This window comes from Aquimarina sp. AU58 (assembly GCF_900312745.1).
Classification (GTDB): Bacteria; Bacteroidota; Bacteroidia; order Flavobacteriales; family Flavobacteriaceae; genus Aquimarina; species Aquimarina spinulae.
The window spans coordinates 236809-257484 of record NZ_OMPD01000013.1; the positions used below are offsets into that span (position 1 = coordinate 236809).

Sequence of the window (20676 nt, forward strand, 5' to 3'; positions counted from 1 at the left end):
AATTATGTGAAAAAATGTTAAAAACAGTTAAAAGAATGCAAACTGTATATAGAATTCACAAATACCTACACATAAAATCGATAAATTAGTTAATTATTTAAAAACTAAACTATTAACATATGACATAAACTTCAATTTCTAAACAAACTCTTAAACCACAAACTCAATGAAAAATCTAATTACTCTTCTACTGATATTATCAGTAGTATTCTCTTATGGTCAGACCCCTTGTCAAAACGGGCTGGCAGGTTCTTACCCTTGTAAAGATTACGATTTAATGTCTCACATCACGCTATCTCAAATGAGTGCCGGAGCCGGTAATGATAGCTGGGGATGGACAGATCCACAAAATGGTAATGAATATGCAATTATTGGTTTAAATAATGGAACCGCATTTATTGATATTTCGAATCCAACTAATCCTGTTTATCTTGGTAAATTACCAACAGCTACCTCTAATAGTACTTGGAGAGACGTAAAAGTGTATAAAAATCATGCTTTTATAGTAAGTGAAGCTGCTAATCACGGAATGCAGGTTTTTGACCTTACAAGATTACGTAACGTAGCAAATCCTCCTCAAACTTTTACAGCAGATAAAAGATATACAGAATTCGGTAATGCTCACAACATTGTAATCAATGAAGATTCTGGATATGCCTACGTTGTAGGGGCTCAAAGAAATTCTGGTCCTTATAAAGGAGGCCCTCTTTTTATTAACATTCAGGATCCAAAAAATCCAACCAATGCCGGAGGGCTTTTATCAGGTGGTCAACGCGCATACACTCATGATGCCCAAGTTATTACTTATAATGGTCCAGATAGTGACTATACAGGAAAAGAGATTCTTATTGGTAGTAACGAAATTGAAATCGTAATAGCCGATATTACCAATAAATCAAATCCTAAAACAATATCAACTATAAAATATTCTGATGTTAAATACACTCACCAGGGGTGGTTTACAGAAGATCTAAAATATTTTATATTGGGAGATGAGCTCGATGAACAAGGGGTTGGTTTTAATACAAAAACTATTGTTTTTGATTTTCAGGATTTAGATAATCCAAAATTTCATTTTAATTATTTTGGCCCAACACCAGCTACAGATCATAACGGATATGTAAAAGGTAATTTGTTTTACTTGGCAAATTATAGAGCAGGGATAAGGATTATAGATATTTCTAGCATTGGAACCAAAACCATGACAGAGGTAGGGTTCTTTGATACTTATACCTCTAGTAATAGTGTAACTATGGATGGTGTGTGGAATGTATATCCCTATTTCAATAGCGGAAATATTGTTATAAGTGATATTCAAGGAGGGTTTTTCTTAATACGAAAAAGTGCACCCGCGGTATGTCAGGCAACCGTTCCTACCGGTGTCGGATCTTCTAACATAAATGCAACTTCTGCTACTATTAATTGGACAAGTGTTGCCAACGCTACTTATGATTTAAGATATCGTCAAACTGGAACTTCTTCCTGGACAACGACGGCTGTAAATGGAACTTCTAATACCATAACCGGCTTGTCTGCCACCACATCTTACGAAGCACAAGTAAGAAGTAAATGTCAGGACGGGACTTCATCTAACTACAGTAGTTCTGTTAATTTCACAACTACAGATGTGCAAGTGAATTATTGTAATTCTAATGGAAATAGTGTTTCTGATGAATACATTAGTAATGTATCTATCGGAAGTATAAATAATACGTCTGGTGCATCTAGTGGTGGTTATGCAGACCACACCTCTATATCCACTAATCTTGCAAAAGGCACATCACATACGATTACGATCACTCCAACATGGTCGGGTACAGTATACAGTGAAGGGTATAGTGTATGGATCGACTTTAATCAAGATGGTGATTTTGCAGATTCTGGAGAACAAGTATGGTCACAGAATGCAACGAGAACTACCCCGGTTAGCGGAACGTTTTCAATCCCATCTAGCGCTTCTGCAGTATCGACCAGAATGCGTGTCTCTATGAAATATAATTCTATCCCTACATCCTGTGAGTCATTCCCATATGGTGAAGTCGAAGATTACACGGTTACAATCACCGAAGGTAATGGTAATGTATGTGCTGGTGGAGTATCATCATTTCCGTACAATGAAAGCTTTGAAAATACTTTAGGTTTGTGGACACAATCATCATCAGATGATATCAATTGGACGGTTGATACTAATGGAACCCCATCAAGAAATACAGGACCATCAAGTGCAAATCAGGGAACATATTATGTCTATGTAGAAGCTTCCGGAAACGGAACAGGGTTTCCTAATAAGCGAGCAATACTAACATCTCCTTGTTTTGACCTAAGTGGTACTTCTTCTCCTGCATTCACATTTACATACCATATGTTTGGTGCATCTGATATGGGAAGTATAGCAGTCGAAGCATCGACAAATGATGGTGCTTCATGGACAAGTATTTGGAGTAAAACCGGTAATCAAGGAAATTCCTGGAACGCTATTAATCTTGATCTTTCTCAATATATTGGTGAGGCTCTAAGACTAAGATTCAACCGAGTTACAGGATCTACCTGGCAAGCCGATATCGCCATTGATAATATTGCTCTTACAACAAGTGTTGCTGCTAATTCATCTTTGATTGCAACAGAAGATATCTCCTTTTCGATCTTTCCAAATCCGGTTCAAGGATCAATCATGAATGTATTTATGGGTGATAAAAGTGCTACTAATGAAACTTCAAAATTTGAAATCAAAAATTTTGTAGGGCAATTAGTAGGCAAAGGAACCGTTAAAAATACTATTGATGTTTCTAATTTGAAAACAGGAGTCTATTTTTTACAAGTTACCTCCAAAAACCAAGGTACTATTACCAAGCGTTTTGTAAAAAAATAATGTCTTTAAAATATACTAACAAATGAATCGCTCTAAATTCTTATTCAATATACTAATCATCTGTATTGCAACATTAACTTTGATTGCTTGTGGTAGCGATGATGAAGATAACGTGACACCCGTTCCTCCTTTAGAAGGATTTCTGGGTGAAATAGACTGGGTAAAAACATTTGGAGGAAGTAATGAAGATAATGCCCTATCAGTAGTCGAAACTACTGATGGGGGTTATGCAATAGCCGGATATACCCAAAGCATTGACGGAGATATTACCGACAAAACCGCTCCTGATAGTGACTATTGGTTACTTAAAATAACCAAAGAAGGAGAAATTTCATGGAGTAAAACTTATGGAGGTTCTGGAGATGAAAGAGGAGAAAAAATCATTCAAACTACAGATGGTGGATATGCATTGGTAGGATATAGCAGAAGTGCAGATGAAGATGTAAGTACAAATGCCGGATTACAAGATTATTGGATTGTAAAAACAGATGCCTCTGGAGGTATTCAATGGGAAAAAAGTTTTGGATTTCCCGGAATAGACAGAGCTTTTTCTGTTGTACAAACTCGTGATGGTGGGTATTTCATTACAGGTTTTCTAGATGTAACCGCTAGTGGTGGAGAAGGCAATGACAACAAAAGTGGGTTTTCAAAACATGGAGTTGGAGAATTCTGGGGTATCAAACTTAATTCTGCAGGAGAAAAAGAATGGCGACGTTTCTTTGGTGGTACCAATAATGATCGTAGTTACGATGTAGTACAAACTCAAGATGATGGCTTTATAATGATCGGCTCATCAGAAAGTATTGATTTTGATATTACTAATAGTAAAGGAAGCTATGATTTTTGGGCTGTAAAAATTAATAAAGAAGGTACTAAGTTATGGCAAAAATCATTTGGTGGATCAGAAATTGATGTAGGATATGCCATTGCAGCTACTGGTGACGGAAAATTTCTTATTGTAGGAGATTCCAGAAGTACAGATGGCGATATTTCTAGTGCCAATGGAAATGCCGATCTTTGGTTGATACAAATTGATGGTAATGGTAATCTACTTTGGGAAAAATCATTGGGCGGTACAGCCTTTGATACCGGTAGAGCTATTGCCAAAATGCAAAACGGTGGTTTTGTTATTACAGGTAACTCTAGAAGTAATGATATTGATGTTGCACAAAACAAAGGACAAAGTGATGTCTGGAGCATGATCATAACTACTAATGGAGAAGTCCAATGGAAACTGGCTAGCGGTGGTAGCCAAGCAGAATTTGGAGAAGGCTGCATAGAAACAAGCGACAAAAAAGTAATTGTTGTAGGCAACTCTGAAAGTAACGACTTTGATATCCCTGCCAATAAGGGATCTAAAGACGTACTAATAATTAAATATAAATAAACACAATGAAAAACATCATATATATCCTCATAGCAACATTAGTAATTGTATCTTCCTGTAAAAATGATGATGACGGAGCAACAAATACTTTCGGAAATGCTATCCTTGATTTTAAAAACACAATCAATAATAATGGTATCGAATTAACTACTGATTCCTATACCAACGCAAGTAATGAGGTCTATACCATTTCAGAATTAAAATATATTATAAGCAATATTGTTTTAATTAAAGCTAATGGCCAAGAATTTGTATATCCCGTAGATCGAAGCTATTTCTTAATTAACGAAGAGGTTTTAGGAAGCAAAAAAGTGAGCCTTGCCGATATTAGTGCAGGAGAATATACTAAAATCAAGTTTGGTTTTGGGGTCGACCAGTCAAAATATCCACTTAACGGAATGGCGAACTTTATTCCTACTGCAGAAGAAAACGGAATGTTATGGAGTTGGTCTGCTGGATATAAATTCCTTAAATTTGAAGGAACATATACTGTAAATGGTGGGGCCAATACTAATTTTTCAATTCATGTAGGGAGTCATGGCACCACTTTAGACAATTATAAGGAAATCACAATCGAATTACCCAGCACATTAACCATTGAAGAATCAAAATCACCAGAAGTGGCAATTAATGTAGATATAGCAAAGATATTTGATGGTACAAATACACATTCACTAGAAGTAAAAAATAGTATTCAGGTAGATGCAGAATTTGCACCAAAAATTGCAGAAAACATAAGTACTATGTTTACTGCAACTAGTGTATCTAATTAAAGTAATATTTTGAAATTATTATCATATATAGCAATTATCCTTATCGGAACTGCATGTAGCTCTGATAAGGATAACTATGTTCCTATAGAAAATGCAAAACTAGAATTTACTGTACCTTCAAACTTTCCCGACCCTACCTATAATATAGCACTTAATCCTCCTACCGAAAAAGGTTTCGAATTAGGAAAAAAGTTGTTTTATGATGGTCGTCTAGCCTCTGATGGTGTAATTTCTTGTGGTTTTTGTCATATTCAGGATTTTGCATTTACCCATCATACACATATTGTAAGCCATGGTGTAGGCGGTGCCTTAGGAACTCGTAATGCACAGCCATTACACAATATGGCTTTTATGAAAGAATTTACATGGGACGGGGCCGCAATGCACTTGGATCTTCAGCCTATTATACCCATCACTGCAGAAGTAGAAATGAATGAAACTTTTAATAGTATTCTTAAAAAGCTAGAAGAGCAACCAGAATATGTAAAATTATTTGCAGAAGCATTCGAAGATCAAAAAATAAATTCTGATAATATGCTCAAAGCAATTTCTCAGTTCATGATTATGATGATTTCTGCAAACACCAAATACGACAAGATTGAAAGAAATGAAGGCTCTGTTTTTACAGCAGCAGAAGCTACTGGTTTCGAACTCTTTAAAGCTAAGTGCGCTTCTTGTCATAAAGGCACATTATTTACGGATCAATCGTATCGTAATAATGGACTACCCATTGACCCTCAATACAATGACATAGGAAGAAAACGTGTTACAGGATTAACCGAGGATATGCAAAAATTTAAAGTTCCTAGTTTAAGAAATATTGAACTTACTTTTCCTTACATGCATGATGGTCGATTAAAAACTTTAGATGATGTTTTAAATCATTATAGTGATGGTGTGGTAGATTCTGAAACTTTAGATCCAATGTTTAAAAATCAAAATGGAACCTTGGGAATCCCAATGACAACTGAAGAAAAACAACAAATCATCGCTTTTTTAAAAACACTTACAGATGACGATTATGTAAATGATACTCGTTTTTCAGAATTCTAAAGTATTTTTCTATAGACCATTATAGCTTTTACCTATTCTAATATATAACAGATATATGTTAGGTTTCGTGTATAAAATCTACTTATGTAGTATATTTGCATTTCATTTAGAATTAATCTATATTATAAAAGTATGATTAAGGTATCAGACATAGCAAAAAATAAAGTCATCGAATTGATGAGTGACGATGGATATGATGCAGTTACCGACTATGTGCGTGTAGGTGTAAAAAGTGGAGGATGCTCTGGTTTATCATATGATTTAAAGTTTGATAAAGCACAGCAGGAAGGAGATAAAGTATTTGAAGATAATGGTGTAAAAATCATTGTAGATAAAAAAAGTTTTCTTTATTTAATCGGTACAACTCTAGAGTATTCTGGTGGTTTAAATGGTACTGGTTTTGTATTTAATAATCCTAATGCCAGTAGAACATGTGGCTGTGGAGAAAGTTTTTCCCTTTAATCTATAAAAAAAGTCCTGAATTAATTCTAGGATAAAGAAAATGGCGTATACTGAAGACGACTTAAAAAAAGAACTAGAGACCAAAGAATACGAGTATGGATTTTATACCGATATAGAATCTGATACTTTTCCTGTTGGTCTTAATGAAAATATTGTTCGTGCAATCTCTAAGAAAAAAGAAGAACCCGAATGGATGACAGAATGGAGGCTTGAAGCTTTTCGAGCATGGGAACAGATGGAAGAACCCGAATGGGCAAATGTTACTTATGAAAAGCCTGATTTTCAGAATATATCTTACTATTCTGCACCAAACAAAAAGCCTAAATATAATAGTATTGATGAAGTAGATCCAGAATTACTCGATACTTTTAAAAGACTTGGGATTTCATTAGACGAACAAAAAAAATTAGCAGGAGTAGCTGTAGATATAGTAATGGATTCTGTATCAGTAGCTACAACGTTTAAAGAAACCCTTGCAGAAAAAGGAATTATATTTTGCTCTATTTCTGAAGCTATTCAAGAACATCCAGAGTTAGTTAAAAAATATATCGGAGCTGTGGTTCCTCAAAAGGATAATTTTTATGCTGCTTTAAACTCTGCTGTTTTTAGCGATGGTTCGTTCTGTTATATCCCTAAAGGTGTTCGTTGTCCAATGGAACTATCTACCTATTTTAGAATCAATCAGGCAGGTACGGGACAGTTCGAACGAACTTTAGTAGTGGCAGATCAAGGGAGTTATGTAAGTTATCTAGAAGGATGTACTGCTCCTTCTCGTGATGAAAATCAATTACATGCTGCTGTTGTTGAATTAATAGCATTGGATGATGCAGAAATAAAATATTCTACAGTACAAAACTGGTATCCCGGAAATGCTGAAGGAAAAGGAGGGGTTTATAATTTTGTGACCAAAAGAGGAATTTGCGAAAACAACGCTAAAATTTCTTGGACTCAAGTAGAAACAGGATCAGCAATTACCTGGAAATATCCTTCTTGTATATTAAAAGGAGATAACTCTGTTGGAGAATTTTATTCTATTGCGGTAACCAATAATTTTCAGCAAGCAGATACAGGTACAAAAATGATACATTTAGGCAAAAACACCAAAAGTACTATCATTTCTAAGGGTATTTCTGCTGGGAAGTCCCAAAATAGTTATCGAGGATTAGTGCAAATAAGTAGTAGAGCGACCAATGCGCGTAATTTTTCGCAATGTGATTCATTATTGATGGGCAATGAATGTGGCGCACATACGTTTCCTTATATAGAAACTAAAAACAAAACCGCTCAAATAGAACATGAAGCAACTACAAGCAAAATAGGAGAAGATCAAATTTTTTATTGTAACCAACGAGGAATTGATACAGAAAAAGCAATCGCTTTAATCGTTAATGGTTTTAGTAAAGAAGTATTGAATAAGCTACCTATGGAGTTTGCAGTAGAAGCTCAAAAACTTCTGGAGATTTCTTTAGAAGGTTCTGTAGGCTAATTGTAAAACCATCAAATCTACATTAATGAAAAAAACATGTATTTTAATTGCACTAAGTCTTATTCTTTTTTCCTGCAAATCCGAAAACAAAAATGAAGAACCTAATTTAATTCGTGGCGAATTTATTCTTATAGATGATGCAGCAGTCTTAAAAGGTAATGATTTTATATATGGTGTGATAATTAATGATGTCACGCTAGAACTCGCTAAAAAAGTAGAACCTCTGCAAAGAGAAGAATATGACATGGTTCCTGTAGTAGTAAAGGGAATCATAAAACCCAATCCAGAACAAGGATGGGAAGAAATAGTAGAAATAAAAGAAATTATCGGAGTAAGTGCGCCAACTTCAGAGTTGCCCACTAAGATTAAATCTTCTGAAGAAGATAAAAACTCTGATCTAGAAAAAGAAAAATAAATAAATTATATCTCATAAGAGATAAAAGTTTTATATAACATGTTAGAGATAAAGGATTTACACGCAAGTGTCGAAGGGAAAGAAATTTTAAAAGGTCTTAACCTAGATGTAAAAGCAGGAGAAATACACGCAATTATGGGTCCTAACGGTGCTGGAAAAAGTACATTAGCCAGTATCGTTGCAGGGAAAGAAGAATATGAAGTTACCAAGGGGGGAATTCTTTTGGAAGGAGAAGATATTGAGGAACTTGCAGCAGAAGAACGGGCTCATAAAGGAGTTTTTCTGTCGTTTCAATATCCAGTAGAAATTCCTGGCGTAACGGTAACTAATTTTATGAAAACCGCCATAAATGAAACACGAAAAGCACAAGGTCTTGAAGAAATGCCTGCCAAAGACATGCTTAAAAAAATTCGTGAAAAATCTGAATTATTAGAAATTGATCGTAAATTCTTATCCCGTTCTCTTAACGAAGGATTCTCGGGTGGTGAAAAAAAACGTAATGAAATCTTTCAGATGGCAATGATGGAACCTAAATTGGCAATCCTTGACGAAACAGATTCTGGACTTGATATAGACGCTCTTCGTATTGTAGCTAATGGAGTGAATAAACTAAAAAGTGAAGACAATGCTATTATAGTAATTACTCACTATCAACGTCTGTTAGACCATATAGTTCCAGATTTTGTACATGTATTATATGACGGTAAAATTGTAAAATCTGGCACCAAAGAATTAGCTTTAGAACTAGAAGAAAAAGGATACGATTGGATTAAAGAAGAAATAAACGCTTAATTGTTAGTTTGGTTTGTTGTTTAAAGTTTCAAATTAGCTGAAATATGGCAACTATAAAAAGATTTGAAGATTTAGAAATTTGGCAAGAAGCCAGAAGATTGTGCAAAGAAATTATTCTTTTATCAAAAACAACTGGTATAGAAAATGATTATAAACTAAAAGATCAAATTAAAGGTTCTTCTGGCGCTGTAATGGATAAGATCGCTGAAGGTTTTGAACGAGACGGAAATATAGAATTTAGAAAATCCCTCTCTATAGCCAAAGCCTCTTCGGGAGAAACAAGATCTCAATTATATAGAATTTTCGATTCAGGATATATTGAAGAAAAAACATTAAAGATATTAGTTAATGACTATGAAACTCTGAGCAAAAGAATTGCTGGTTTTATTAGTTATTTAAATAAAAAGAGTCTAGAGGTGTAAAGAATAAGAATCCCGACCTTAAAACTCGAAACAGTTTCGTAAAAGAAACAAAACTTGAAACTAAATATGGAATTGAAAGATAAATTGGTATCTTCTTTTTTGGCCTTTGAAAATACGGTAGATGTTGACACAGCTGTTCATGATATCAGAAGTCAAGCTATTAAAACTTTTGAAGAAAAAGGATTTCCTACCAAAAAAGAAGAAGCGTGGAAATATACCTCTCTAAATACTGTGCTAAAACATGATTACAGTATTTTTCCAAAAGAAGAAAATGCTTTAGATTTTAAGGATATAAAAAAGTACTTCCTTCATGATTTGGATACATATAAAATTGTATTTATTGATGGTAAGTATTCGTCTCATTTATCTGAAACGACTCATGATAAAATCGATGTATGTTTAATGTCATCGGCACTAACTCATGAAAAATATCGATTAATCATTGAAAACTATTTTAACAAAGTAGCTCCTAAAGATGGGCTTACTTCTTTAAATACAGCTTTTTCCAGAGAAGGAGCTTATATCTATATTCCAAAAAATAAGCTAGCTGATAAGCCTATACAGATTATACACTTTTCTACAGGAAATGAAGCTGCACAGATGTTACAGCCTCGTAACTTGATTGTTGTTGGAGAAAATTCTCATGTGCAAATCATTGAGCGCCATCAGAGTTTAACAGATAACCCTGTTCTTACAAATGCTGTAACCGAAATTTTTGCAGATAAAAGAGCAATCGTTGATTACTATAAAATCCAGAATGATAATCAAAATGCTTCTTTGATTGACAATACATATATCGAACAGCATGCGCAAAGCGTAGCATCGGTACATACTTTTGCTTTTGGTGGAAATATCACCAGAAATAACCTTAATTTTTATCAAAAAGGAGAAGGGATTGACTCTATACTTAATGGTATAACAATTATTGAAGGAAAACAGCATGTAGATCACAATACCTTGGTACATCATACAGCACCAAATTGTGAAAGTCATCAAGATTATAAAGGAATTTTTGGAGAAAAAGCCATAGGGGTTTTTAATGGAAAAATCATTGTCAATAAAGAAGCACAAAAAACAAATGCTTTTCAGTCTAATAACAATATCTTGTTAAGTGATAAAGCAACCATCAATTCTAAGCCACAATTAGAGATTTTTGCAGATGACGTAAAATGTTCACATGGTTGTACTATTGGGCAATTAGATGATAATGCATTATTCTATATGAAATCCAGGGGTATCGGAGAAAAAGAAGCTAGGGCTTTATTAATGTATGCATTCGCAAACAATGTATTGTCTAGTGTAAAAATACCTCAGCTAAAAAGTAGAATTAATAAACTAATCGCTACTAAGCTTGGTGTAAATATTGGTTTTGATTTGTAAAACAACTGTTTCAACAACAAACAAAAACACTAAAGCCAAATCTTCTGCGATTTGGCTTTAGTGTTTTTTTTTCTACTCTATCGAGTCAACCATATTCTTTAAAAACGTATTAAAATCTACTCCTGCATCTCCAATAAGTCCAAATCGTACAATGACCAAATCTTTAGAAGGAATAATAAACACCCGCTGTCCCTGAAATCCATTTGCAGAAAACATATCCCTTGGAGCATCTGGATAAAACCCTCCTGCATTTAACCAAAAATGCCCTCCATAATCTCCTTCAGATGTAGGACTTGGAGTGGTCACATAATCCACCCATGAAGGTTCAAAAATCTGCTCTCCGTTCCAATTCCCTTTATGCAGATATAACAATCCAAATTTACCCCAATCCCTTACTGTTGCCCAGGCATAAGAAGAGCCTACGTAATTACCTGTCATATCAGTTTCTATAAGCATAGAATTCATTCCTATTTTATCAATAAACTCTCGATATGGATAATCAAGATACTCCTGGTAGCTTTTGAACTGTTTTCTCAAAATCCCGGATAACAAATTAGACACACCAGAAGAATAATACCAGTAGTCATTGGGTTTATAAATCGCTTTTTTATGAATTTGGGCAATTGTCATATCTTTATCTACATATAACATTTTTGTAACATCAGAAATAGAGCCATAATCCTCATCCCATTCTAACCCACAATTCATTTGTAATAGATTATTAATCGTTATCTCTTTTCTTTCATCATTTTGCCATTCAGATACCGGGGCTTTATTATGTATGTTAATAGCTCCTTGTTTTTGTAACACTCCGTAAACCGTAGAGAGAATACTTTTGGTCATAGACCACCCCAGTAACTTAGAATCTTTATCTAATCCATCTATATACTTCTCGGCAATAATCTGATCTTTATAAAGTACAAGAACAGCTCTTGTTTTCTTTATATACTCCCCATTCGAATCAAAAATTGAAGCAACAGTTCTATTTATTTTATCATAATCTACCGTTTTAAAAACTGTGTCTTTTTGTTCTAATTCGCCATATGGATATGACTGTCCTGTTTCTGTTTTAGTTCTATGTGGTATTAAAACAGGTGTGTTTTCATCAAAATCATCGTCAATGAGAACACTCCCTAATCCTTCTCTATAAATCGCTTTTCTCTCTTTAAGTCCAAAAACAGAGGCAACAGATGTTTTGTTTTTCAAATTTACCTCATCATCTGCCAGATCAACCGGTGCAAAATTATTGTCATTTAAATCTGTAAACTCTAAAGTTCTATTGGCAATAAAAACCGATGAGTTCATATGCTTTGCAGAATATCCTGTTAGAATTGTAAGTTTTGGGTAATTCAGTACAAATGCAATACAAATTCCTACAAACAGAATAAGAAATGCAATCCCAATAATTTTTTTAAGTCGTTTCATTATAAAAAGGGTTAAATCATTCTAAAAATAAACAATCCTAATTAGAAATACTTACTACTTTTGCAGAAAGAAATTAATATGCTAGATGTACAGAAAATACGAGACGATTTCCCAATACTTACCAGAGAAGTAAACGGAAAACCTTTGGTATATTTTGATAATGCGGCCACATCTCAAACACCGCAGGTAGTTATAGATGCTATTGTAGCTTATTATAGTAGCTATAATGCGAATATTCACCGAGGTGTTCACACCTTATCACAAGAAGCAACAGATGCATACGAAATCGCTCGTAAGAAAATACAGGAGCATTTTGGTGCAAAACACGCTCATGAGATTATTCTCACTTCGGGAACAACTCATAGCATTAATATTATTGCTACCGGCTTTACCTCTCTTCTTTCTAAAGGTGATGAAATTATCGTTTCTGCCTTAGAACATCATTCTAATATTGTACCGTGGCAAATGTTATGTGAACGTACTGGTGCTATTCTTAAGGTCATCCCAATGAACGAGGATGGCGAATTAGTAATGAATGTATATGATCAATTACTTTCTAACAGGACAAAACTTGTTTTTACCAATCATATCTCTAACGCATTAGGAACTATAAATCCTATTGAAGAAATTATTGAAAAAGCACATCGTATAGGTGCAGCTGTATTGATCGATGGTGCGCAAGCTTGCCCTCATGTTAAACCAGATGTTAAAGCTTTGGATGTAGATTTCTATGTTGCCTCTGCACACAAACTTTGCGGGCCTACAGGAGTAGGTATGCTTTACGGAAAAGAAGAGTGGCTAAACAAACTACCTCCTTATCAAGGTGGTGGAGAAATGATCGAACAAGTTACTTTTGAAAAAACCACCTATGCCGGGTTACCCCATAAATTTGAAGCCGGAACTCCTAATATCTGTGGTGGTATCGCTTTTGGAGTAGCACTTGACTATATGAATAGTATTGGTTTTGAAAATATTGCTGCATATGAGAATGAACTTCTTGAATACGGTACACAAAAATTATTAGAAATTGAAGGGCTAAAAATCTATGGCACCTCCAAAAACAAAACTTCGGTGATCTCTTTTAATCTAGATAATATCCATCCTTATGATGTAGGTACTATTGTAGATAAGCTTGGTATTGCGGTACGCACGGGACATCACTGTGCACAGCCCATCATGGATTTTTATAAAATACCAGGAACAGTCCGTGCTTCTTTTTCGTTCTATAACACTAAAGAGGAAATTGATGCTTTGGTCGAAGCCGTTAAAAAAGCCAAGATGATGCTCTCGTAAATTATTTTTTATACCATTTGGTTTTGTTCAACGTTATTTAATTACCATATAACGTATTACACAAAACAACCAATCTATGAGCAAGTTTTTTTCCTTATTAAGTATCGTTATTTTATTTTCTTCATGCCAGGAAACCAAACGAGTATTTATAGCAAATACTCTGGTAGATTGTGTTGGTGTTGGCCCTCAAAAATGCATGTTGTATAAAGAAAACCCAACCGATAAATGGACTTATTTTTATGATACCATCGAGGGTTTTAAGTATGAAGATGGATACAATTACCAAATTGAAGTTGCCATTACCAAAATAGAAAATCCTCCGGCTGATGGTTCCTCATTACACTATACTCTGGTTAAAATAATATCAAAAGAAAAAAATCAATCTGTAGCTCAAAACATCCCTGTAAAGCATAAAAAAACCCAGGACAACATAGTTAATATCGAATATCAGGCACTCTCTAGAGGTTCTTTTTTTCAAATCAAAATCAATAAAGATCGCATTGAAAAAACTACAGATAGAAACTTAAAAAATAGTGATTCAAAAAAATGCTCAAAAAAAGATTGGGCCACTATTACTTCACTTCTGGAAACTATAGATCTTGATAAAATAAGTGAGCTAAAAGCACCTACAGAAAAAAGACTCTTTGATGGCGCTGCGCATGCACAGCTAAAAATCATTTCTTCTACCAAAACGTTTGTTTCGAATGGTTTTGATCATGGATATCCTCCTCAAGAAATACAAGAATTAGTTAATACTATGCTATCATTGACAGAAAGTATTGAATAGCAATTATTCTTGTTGTATTTTTGTTCAAAATTTGTACGTAATGACAATACAAGAAATTCAGGAAGAAATTGTTGACGAATTTAGCATGTTTGATGATTGGATGCAACGATATGAATACATGATTGAGTTAGGAAAATCACTACCTCTTATTGAAGAAAAATATAAAACAGACGACAATATCATAAAAGGATGCCAGAGTAAAGTATGGGTACACGCCGAAATGAAAAATGATAAAGTTGAATTTACTGCAGATAGTGATGCCATTATTACCAAAGGTATTATTGCAATATTGATACGTGTTTTTTCTGGGCAACACCCTTCGGCTATTATTGAGGCTGATACCGATTTTATCGATGAAATTGGTTTAAAAGAGCATTTATCACCAACACGTGCTAATGGTTTGGTAAGTATGATTAAGCAGTTAAAAATGTATGCTATCGCTTATCAAACACAATTGAATTAAATCAATTTCTGTTGTACAATGCTTGTTAAAGCAATATTAAAACTAAAAAAATGAGTGAAACCACTATAGATACAAACGACTTAGGAGAAAAGATTGTAAGAGTACTAAAAACCATTTATGATCCCGAAATTCCGGTTGATATATATGAGCTAGGGCTAATCTATGATGTCTTTGTTAATGAGGACTATGATGTAAAAATCTTAATGACACTTACTTCTCCCAATTGCCCTGTAGCAGAGTCCCTTCCTGAAGAGATTCGAGAAAAAGTAAAGTCTCTAGATGCAGTAAATGATGTAGAAATGGAGCTTACTTTTGATCCGCCATGGTCACAAGATTTAATGAGTGAAGAAGCAAAATTAGAGCTGGGTATGCTGTAACTGATACTGCAATCATTTTGGAATAACTTTCTAAAATAAATAAACAAGGAAAATGAATCCTGAACATTATAGTAAATTAGAAAGAATGTATTTGCAGGCCAATATTAATACTGCACTCTATGATACTACTACAGTTAAAATTTCTGAAGGGTTAGCGCAAATCGAACTTAAAATTTCGGAAAAGTATTTTCATGCATTAGGAGCAATACATGGTTCTGTCTATTTTAAATTGCTCGATGATTCTGCTTTTTTTGCAGTAAATTCTATTATAAAAGATGTTTTTGTCCTTACTACTTCGTTCAATATTAATCTAATACGACCTGTTGATAAAGGAATAATTACAGCAGTTGGAAAAATAAAATTTAAATCCAAAAACCTGTTTGTTGCAGAATCAACATTATACAATGAAGACGGTAAAGAAGTTGCATTTGGAACCGGAAATTTTGCAAAAAGCAAGATAGAGCTTTCAGAAAAAATAGGATATAAATAGCATCTTTATAAAAAGAAATAAAGCTTTATAATACTACTTCACTTATATACTCATCTTTCTGTGATATATAATCTCGTCTTCATTCATTTATAGATATTTTACTGTTTTTAAAATCTTTTGGTGCTAAAAAGGATTCTGTGCTATGCAATTATCGATAATTTAACCATTGATCAATTACCTCTTACTATCTGTCAATTACTGAAACAAATATCTTCAAAAGCATTTTATGTTTGTGTTAAAAACTTAGTTAGTTATGCTAGCTTTTTTATCACACAACCTTTTTAACTCTTGTGATATATGAATTAATTTTAAAGTAAACTAGATTATGATCAATCTAAAAAAACACCTTAGTTTAAACCAAGATCAGTTTGAAGATATTTTAGTGTATTTTTCAAAATCACTTTTGGGTAAAAAAGATGAAGAAGCAATTCTTTGGGATCTAGCTAAAAACTGTATTTCTAAATTGGGTTTTATAGATTGTGTTATTTATCTGATAGATCAAAAAAATAAATCATTAGTTCAAAAAGCGGCTTATGGTGCTAAAAATCCTAAAGATTATTTGGTATACAATCCCGTAGAAATCAAATTAGGAGAAGGTATTACAGGAAGCGTTGCTGTTTCTGGAAAAGCCGAAATTATTTATGACACTTCTAAGGATCCTAGATATATTGTTGATGATGACAAGCGTTTATCAGAAATAACAGTGCCCATTACAACTGATAATGTTATTTATGGAGTTATTGATTGTGAGCATCCTGATAAAGGTTTTTTTACAAATCAACATCTAAAAATGTTGTCTGCTATCGCTTCAATTTGTGCAATAAAAATTAAAAGCGTTAGAGATACTAATGCGCTACTGAAGGAGCAGCAAAACTTACTACAGCTTAAAGAAGAAATGCTCGATTTAAAATTAAGGGTTTTTAAATCTCAAATGAACCCCCATTTTGTATTTAATGCTCTCAATGCTATTCAATATTTTATTGTTTCAGAAAACAAAAAAACAGCTTTACAGTATTTATCTGTTTTTAGTAAACTTATACGATTTTATTTAACTCATTTAGAAAAAGAAACTGTTGATTTAACTGAAGAAATTACTATGCTTAATTGGTATCTAAAACTTCAAAAACTACGTTATAATAATACATTTGATTATAGTATTTCTTTTAATCAAAAGTCTTCTAAGCATTTAAAAGTAAAAATTCCTTCATTCGTTTTACAAACTTTATTTGAAAACTTAATAGAGCATGCTATCCATAATCAGCATAAAAATCAAACTATAAATATAATCTTCGAGATAAACCCATCCAATATTATTGTAAACATACATTATAACTATACTACTGAAATTATTGATAAAATCAGATATACACCAGAATATAGAAAACAAATTGTACAATGCCTGGATCTTATCAGGTCTGTAAATAGGATTAAAAAGTATAAGATTAAGAAAAAAGTAATCCCTATTCTTAATACTAAGAAGAACATTTTTGGTAATAAAATTACTTTAACTTTACCAAACATCGAATAGGCTCTGCAGATCAATATACTTTTAATCAGGTTATTGGTCAGAAAAATTTAAATTTCATTTTTCAAAAAAGAGAATTATCTAATTTGTGAAGTGATGGATAATGATTAGGGATAAAACGCTTCAAATTCTAGAAATATCATGACACCTATTCTTTAAAATATATTCATAGTATGGATTTAAAAGCAGTAATTGTAGAAGATGAAAAACATAGTAGAGAGAATTTAAAACAGTTCTTAGAAGAGTTCTGTACAGATATAACAGTAACAAGCATGGCTACTTCGGTTTCTGAAGCTATTACAATCCTTTCATCTACCAAACCCGATGTTGTTTTTTTAGACATAGAATTACAAACCGGAACTGGTTTTGATGTACTTAACCAAATATCAAATTTTAATTTTGAAGTTGTTTTTACCACAGCTTTTGATCAATATGCAATTAAAGCAATAAAATTTAGCTCTCTTGATTATTTATTAAAACCTATTGATCTTGAAGAATTACAAAATGCAGTTGAAAAAGTACGAAAGAAAAAAAACCAGAAAATCTACAAAAAACAACTGGAAACTCTAATGCTAAATCTCAAACAACAAAAACCAAAGCTTAATAAAATATGTTTAGCCACTGCCGAAGGTTTTGAGTTTGTAAACATCGACGATATCATATTTTGTAAAGCTAATGGTTCTTATACCTCTTTTATTATGAAAAATGAATCAAAGTTGCTGGTTAGTAAACACCTAAAAGAATATGAAAATCTATTACTTGAGCAAGACTTTATGCGTGTACATAATAGCTATTTAATAAACTTAAAAGAGGTTAAGAAATTTGTGAAATCAGATGGCGGCTACATTATAATGAATAATGATATCTCTGTAAGTATTTCCCGCTCAAAAAAAGAGGATTTTCTTAAGGTAATGTCTACTTTTACAAAGTAATAATTTCTTGTTTATTTTTTGTTACTATTAATCTGGTATTAAAAATAATATCTTAATCATTTTTAGGCTTATATCAGAGTTAGAACACTCATAAAAGTCGTAAGTTCAAAATTTAAACAAGTAATAAAAATGACTATGTAATGGCCGATGAAATTGTAAATAGAGTTGCTAATAATAAAAACCTCATCACTTTTGATTTAGAAGAGTATTACCCTAAAGGTAATCGTATTCTTTTTGATATTAAAGACTGGCTTTTTGAAGGGTTAATTTTACGCGAAAAAGAGTTTAGAAAACACGTTTTAGATCATGACTGGAGTCAATATCAAGACAGCTATATTGCCTTAACTTGTTCTACAGATGCTATTATTCCCGGATGGGCATATCTTTTATTAACAAGTGCATTACAACCTTTTGCTAAAAAGGTAGCTGTGGGATCTTTAGAGGCCCTGGAAACTATACTCTATGCCGAAATTATAAATACTATCGATATTTCGGCATATCAAAACAAGCTTATTATTATAAAAGGATGTACAAACAAGCCTGTTCCGAATGGAGCTTATATCGATTTGATTCAAAAATTACAACCCGTTGCCAAGAGTATTATGTATGGAGAGGCATGTTCTTCTGTTCCTCTATATAAAAGGAAATAAACCCTTTTATCTGTTAATGTTGTTTTTTATCGAAAAACAATGGCCTGCTAACATACTTTTAAGGCAAAAAACGTTTCTTAAAATATATTTGCCAACATAAAAATTTACACTGGTTATTTGTACAGGATAATAAATTATTTAATCCTTAAAATAACCTGATTAAATTCCTTAAAACTATCATCAAATGAAAAAAACATTGCTTACTGTAGTTCTATTAATTAGCTCTACAATTCTATTTGCACAAGAAGAAACAAAAAAAGACGAAGCTCCTAAAGAAGGATGGACCAAAGGAGGAAACATTAGTCTTTTAATAAATCAATCTGCCTTTAATGCAGAATGGCTTGGAGGAGGAACATCTAATATTGCAGGAAATCTCTCTATATCCTATGATTTTAATTACCGCAAAGGAAAACTCACTTGGGATAATAAAATTCTTGCAGATTATGGGCTTACCAAGCTTAAAGACCAAGAGTTTATACGCAAAACCAATGATCGCTTAGAGTTAAATTCATTATTGGGTAGACAAATCAAAGAATCACTATGGTATTATTCTTTTTTCTTAAACTTTAGAACACAGTTTGATAAAGGATTTGAATATGGAGAAGAACCTATTCTAGATACAACTACTGGAAATGTTATAGGAACAAGAGAAATCAGAACAGAAACTACTCGTGTTTTTTCTCCAGCCTATTTACAATTAGGCCCAGGTATGTTATGGAAAAAAAGTGATAATCTAAAGGTTAATATCGCTCCTGCAACAGCACGATTTATTTTTGTACATGATATGTTTACAGATGTGGGTAATGATCAGGCAGCAATAGACACTTTTAACGATGCCGGAGGTTACTTTGGAGTAGAAGCAAACGATACGTTTCGTTTTGAATTTGGTGCTGCACTTAATGGGTATGCTAAATTTGAGATCATGAAGAATGTATCTATGGAAAACATTTTAAATTTGTATTCTAACTACTTAGAAGATCCACAAAATGTAGATATAGATTATACTGCAAATATCGTGATGACGATTAACAAATATTTATCTACTAATCTAACCTTTCAGGCCATCTATGATGATAATGCTATTGGTGCTTTTCAGATTAGAGAAGTATTTGGTCTAGGTATAAATTACGGGTTCTAGAAACAAGAAAATATAGTTCTTAAAAAAGCATCTTTTATCGTATAAAAGATGCTTTTTTCTTTAGTGAACTTACTATCTGTCTTTATGTTTTATTAGATGTTAATTGCATATGAAACTCATATTTATCCTCATCAACAGTATCAAAACCCATACGTTCGTATAAATATCTCGCTGGGTTTTCTTTTAATACTTTTAGTACCATATCTTTATTTGAAGCTTTGGCAGTCTCTATTATGTCTTTAATCACATATTTCCCTATTCCATGACCTTGATATTCGGGTAACACTTGTATTTGTAGTATTTCTATTGCATGTTCTGTTTCAATATATTTCAATACACCTGCTCTTTGATTAGATTTTAATATCACATAAGCATTATCATATTGAAAATCTATTCTGGATAAATGTTCTTCATCTGATAAGAAAATTCCCATTTCCTCTAAGTGTTCGACCATGGTCGCTTTTCTTAATTTAAATAAGAAATCCTTATCCGATTCTTGTGCTTTAATCAGTTCTAATTTTTCCATAGCAAATCATATAATACAGTATCACGAATAT

General features: G+C 32.9%; 21 protein-coding genes. 19 read left to right on the plus strand and 2 right to left on the minus strand.

All coding sequences use genetic code 11. The features are described 5' to 3' along the window. Window positions 1-166 precede the first annotated feature (166 nt). The 10 genes from DK441_RS27265 to sufD all read left to right on the plus strand — a co-directional run bounded on the left by DK441_RS27265 (window position 167) and on the right by sufD (window position 11039). A complete protein-coding gene (locus DK441_RS27265; RefSeq protein WP_370444314.1) occupies window positions 167-2869 on the plus strand; it encodes a choice-of-anchor B family protein in 2703 nt (900 codons plus the stop codon). Window positions 2870-2891: 22 nt separating this feature from the next. Next, window positions 2892-4256: a hypothetical protein gene (locus DK441_RS11315; RefSeq protein WP_109098826.1), complete on the plus strand. Its 1365-nt coding sequence runs from the start codon at window positions 2892-2894 to the stop codon at window positions 4254-4256. Window positions 4257-4261: 5 nt separating this feature from the next. Next, window positions 4262-5029 (plus strand): MbnP family protein, encoded by a 768-nt coding sequence (locus DK441_RS11320; protein ID WP_109098827.1) that lies wholly within the window; start codon window positions 4262-4264, stop codon window positions 5027-5029. A gap of 9 nt (window positions 5030-5038) precedes the next feature. Continuing rightward, on the plus strand, window positions 5039-6082 hold the full coding sequence (locus DK441_RS11325) for a cytochrome-c peroxidase (RefSeq protein WP_081748284.1): 1044 nt from the start codon (window positions 5039-5041) through the stop codon (window positions 6080-6082). Between the two features lie 132 nt (window positions 6083-6214). Further along, on the plus strand, window positions 6215-6544 hold the full coding sequence (locus tag DK441_RS11330; protein ID WP_074409828.1) for an iron-sulfur cluster assembly accessory protein: 330 nt from the start codon (window positions 6215-6217) through the stop codon (window positions 6542-6544). A gap of 40 nt (window positions 6545-6584) precedes the next feature. Further along, window positions 6585-8030 (plus strand): Fe-S cluster assembly protein SufB, encoded by a 1446-nt coding sequence (sufB, locus tag DK441_RS11335; protein ID WP_109098828.1) that lies wholly within the window; start codon window positions 6585-6587, stop codon window positions 8028-8030. A 25-nt stretch (window positions 8031-8055) separates the two neighbouring features. Beyond that, window positions 8056-8445, plus strand: a complete 390-nt coding sequence (locus DK441_RS11340) for a hypothetical protein (RefSeq protein ID WP_200822845.1) — start codon at window positions 8056-8058, stop codon at window positions 8443-8445. A gap of 39 nt (window positions 8446-8484) precedes the next feature. After that, the gene (gene sufC, locus DK441_RS11345; RefSeq protein ID WP_109098829.1) at window positions 8485-9237 is read left to right on the plus strand and encodes a Fe-S cluster assembly ATPase SufC; all 753 of its coding nucleotides are present in this window, start codon (window positions 8485-8487) and stop codon (window positions 9235-9237) included. A 44-nt stretch (window positions 9238-9281) separates the two neighbouring features. Then, the gene (locus DK441_RS11350) at window positions 9282-9659 is read left to right on the plus strand and encodes a four helix bundle protein (protein WP_109098830.1); all 378 of its coding nucleotides are present in this window, start codon (window positions 9282-9284) and stop codon (window positions 9657-9659) included. Window positions 9660-9725: 66 nt separating this feature from the next. Further along, a complete protein-coding gene (gene sufD / locus DK441_RS11355) occupies window positions 9726-11039 on the plus strand; it encodes a Fe-S cluster assembly protein SufD (RefSeq protein ID WP_109098831.1) in 1314 nt (437 codons plus the stop codon). A gap of 72 nt (window positions 11040-11111) precedes the next feature. Here the strand turns inward: sufD and DK441_RS11360 are convergent, their stop codons facing one another. Next, on the minus strand, window positions 11112-12464 hold the full coding sequence (locus DK441_RS11360) for a serine hydrolase (RefSeq protein WP_109098832.1): 1353 nt from the start codon (window positions 12462-12464) through the stop codon (window positions 11112-11114). Between the two features lie 78 nt (window positions 12465-12542). Between DK441_RS11360 and DK441_RS11365 the strand changes: the two genes are divergently transcribed. The 9 genes from DK441_RS11365 (at window position 12543) to DK441_RS11405 (ending at window position 20119) form a co-directional block, all read left to right on the plus strand. Further along, window positions 12543-13757, plus strand: a complete 1215-nt coding sequence (locus DK441_RS11365; RefSeq protein ID WP_109098833.1) for an aminotransferase class V-fold PLP-dependent enzyme — start codon at window positions 12543-12545, stop codon at window positions 13755-13757. 76 nt (window positions 13758-13833) lie between these two features. After that, the gene (locus tag DK441_RS11370; protein ID WP_109098834.1) at window positions 13834-14544 is read left to right on the plus strand and encodes a DUF4377 domain-containing protein; all 711 of its coding nucleotides are present in this window, start codon (window positions 13834-13836) and stop codon (window positions 14542-14544) included. 40 nt (window positions 14545-14584) lie between these two features. Next, the gene (locus DK441_RS11375; protein ID WP_025666169.1) at window positions 14585-15007 is read left to right on the plus strand and encodes a SufE family protein; all 423 of its coding nucleotides are present in this window, start codon (window positions 14585-14587) and stop codon (window positions 15005-15007) included. 50 nt (window positions 15008-15057) lie between these two features. Continuing rightward, entirely contained in the window at window positions 15058-15384 is a 327-nt protein-coding gene (locus DK441_RS11380; RefSeq protein ID WP_025666168.1) for an SUF system Fe-S cluster assembly protein, read from the plus strand. Between the two features lie 52 nt (window positions 15385-15436). Beyond that, complete coding sequence (locus DK441_RS11385) at window positions 15437-15874, plus strand: PaaI family thioesterase (RefSeq protein ID WP_109098835.1); 438 nt, start codon at window positions 15437-15439, stop codon at window positions 15872-15874. 325 nt (window positions 15875-16199) lie between these two features. After that, complete coding sequence (locus tag DK441_RS11390) at window positions 16200-17402, plus strand: histidine kinase (protein WP_109098836.1); 1203 nt, start codon at window positions 16200-16202, stop codon at window positions 17400-17402. A gap of 170 nt (window positions 17403-17572) precedes the next feature. After that, window positions 17573-18331 carry a LytTR family DNA-binding domain-containing protein gene (locus tag DK441_RS11395; protein WP_109098837.1) on the plus strand — a complete coding sequence of 253 codons (759 nt, stop codon included), beginning with the start codon at window positions 17573-17575 and terminating at the stop codon, window positions 18329-18331. A 140-nt stretch (window positions 18332-18471) separates the two neighbouring features. Further along, on the plus strand, window positions 18472-18981 hold the full coding sequence (locus DK441_RS11400) for a DUF2480 family protein (protein ID WP_074409839.1): 510 nt from the start codon (window positions 18472-18474) through the stop codon (window positions 18979-18981). Between the two features lie 184 nt (window positions 18982-19165). Then, window positions 19166-20119: a DUF3078 domain-containing protein gene (locus DK441_RS11405; RefSeq protein ID WP_109098838.1), complete on the plus strand. Its 954-nt coding sequence runs from the start codon at window positions 19166-19168 to the stop codon at window positions 20117-20119. Between the two features lie 82 nt (window positions 20120-20201). Here the strand turns inward: DK441_RS11405 and DK441_RS11410 are convergent, their stop codons facing one another. Continuing rightward, window positions 20202-20645 carry an N-acetyltransferase gene (locus tag DK441_RS11410; protein WP_109098839.1) on the minus strand — a complete coding sequence of 148 codons (444 nt, stop codon included), beginning with the start codon at window positions 20643-20645 and terminating at the stop codon, window positions 20202-20204. Window positions 20646-20676 lie beyond the last annotated feature (31 nt).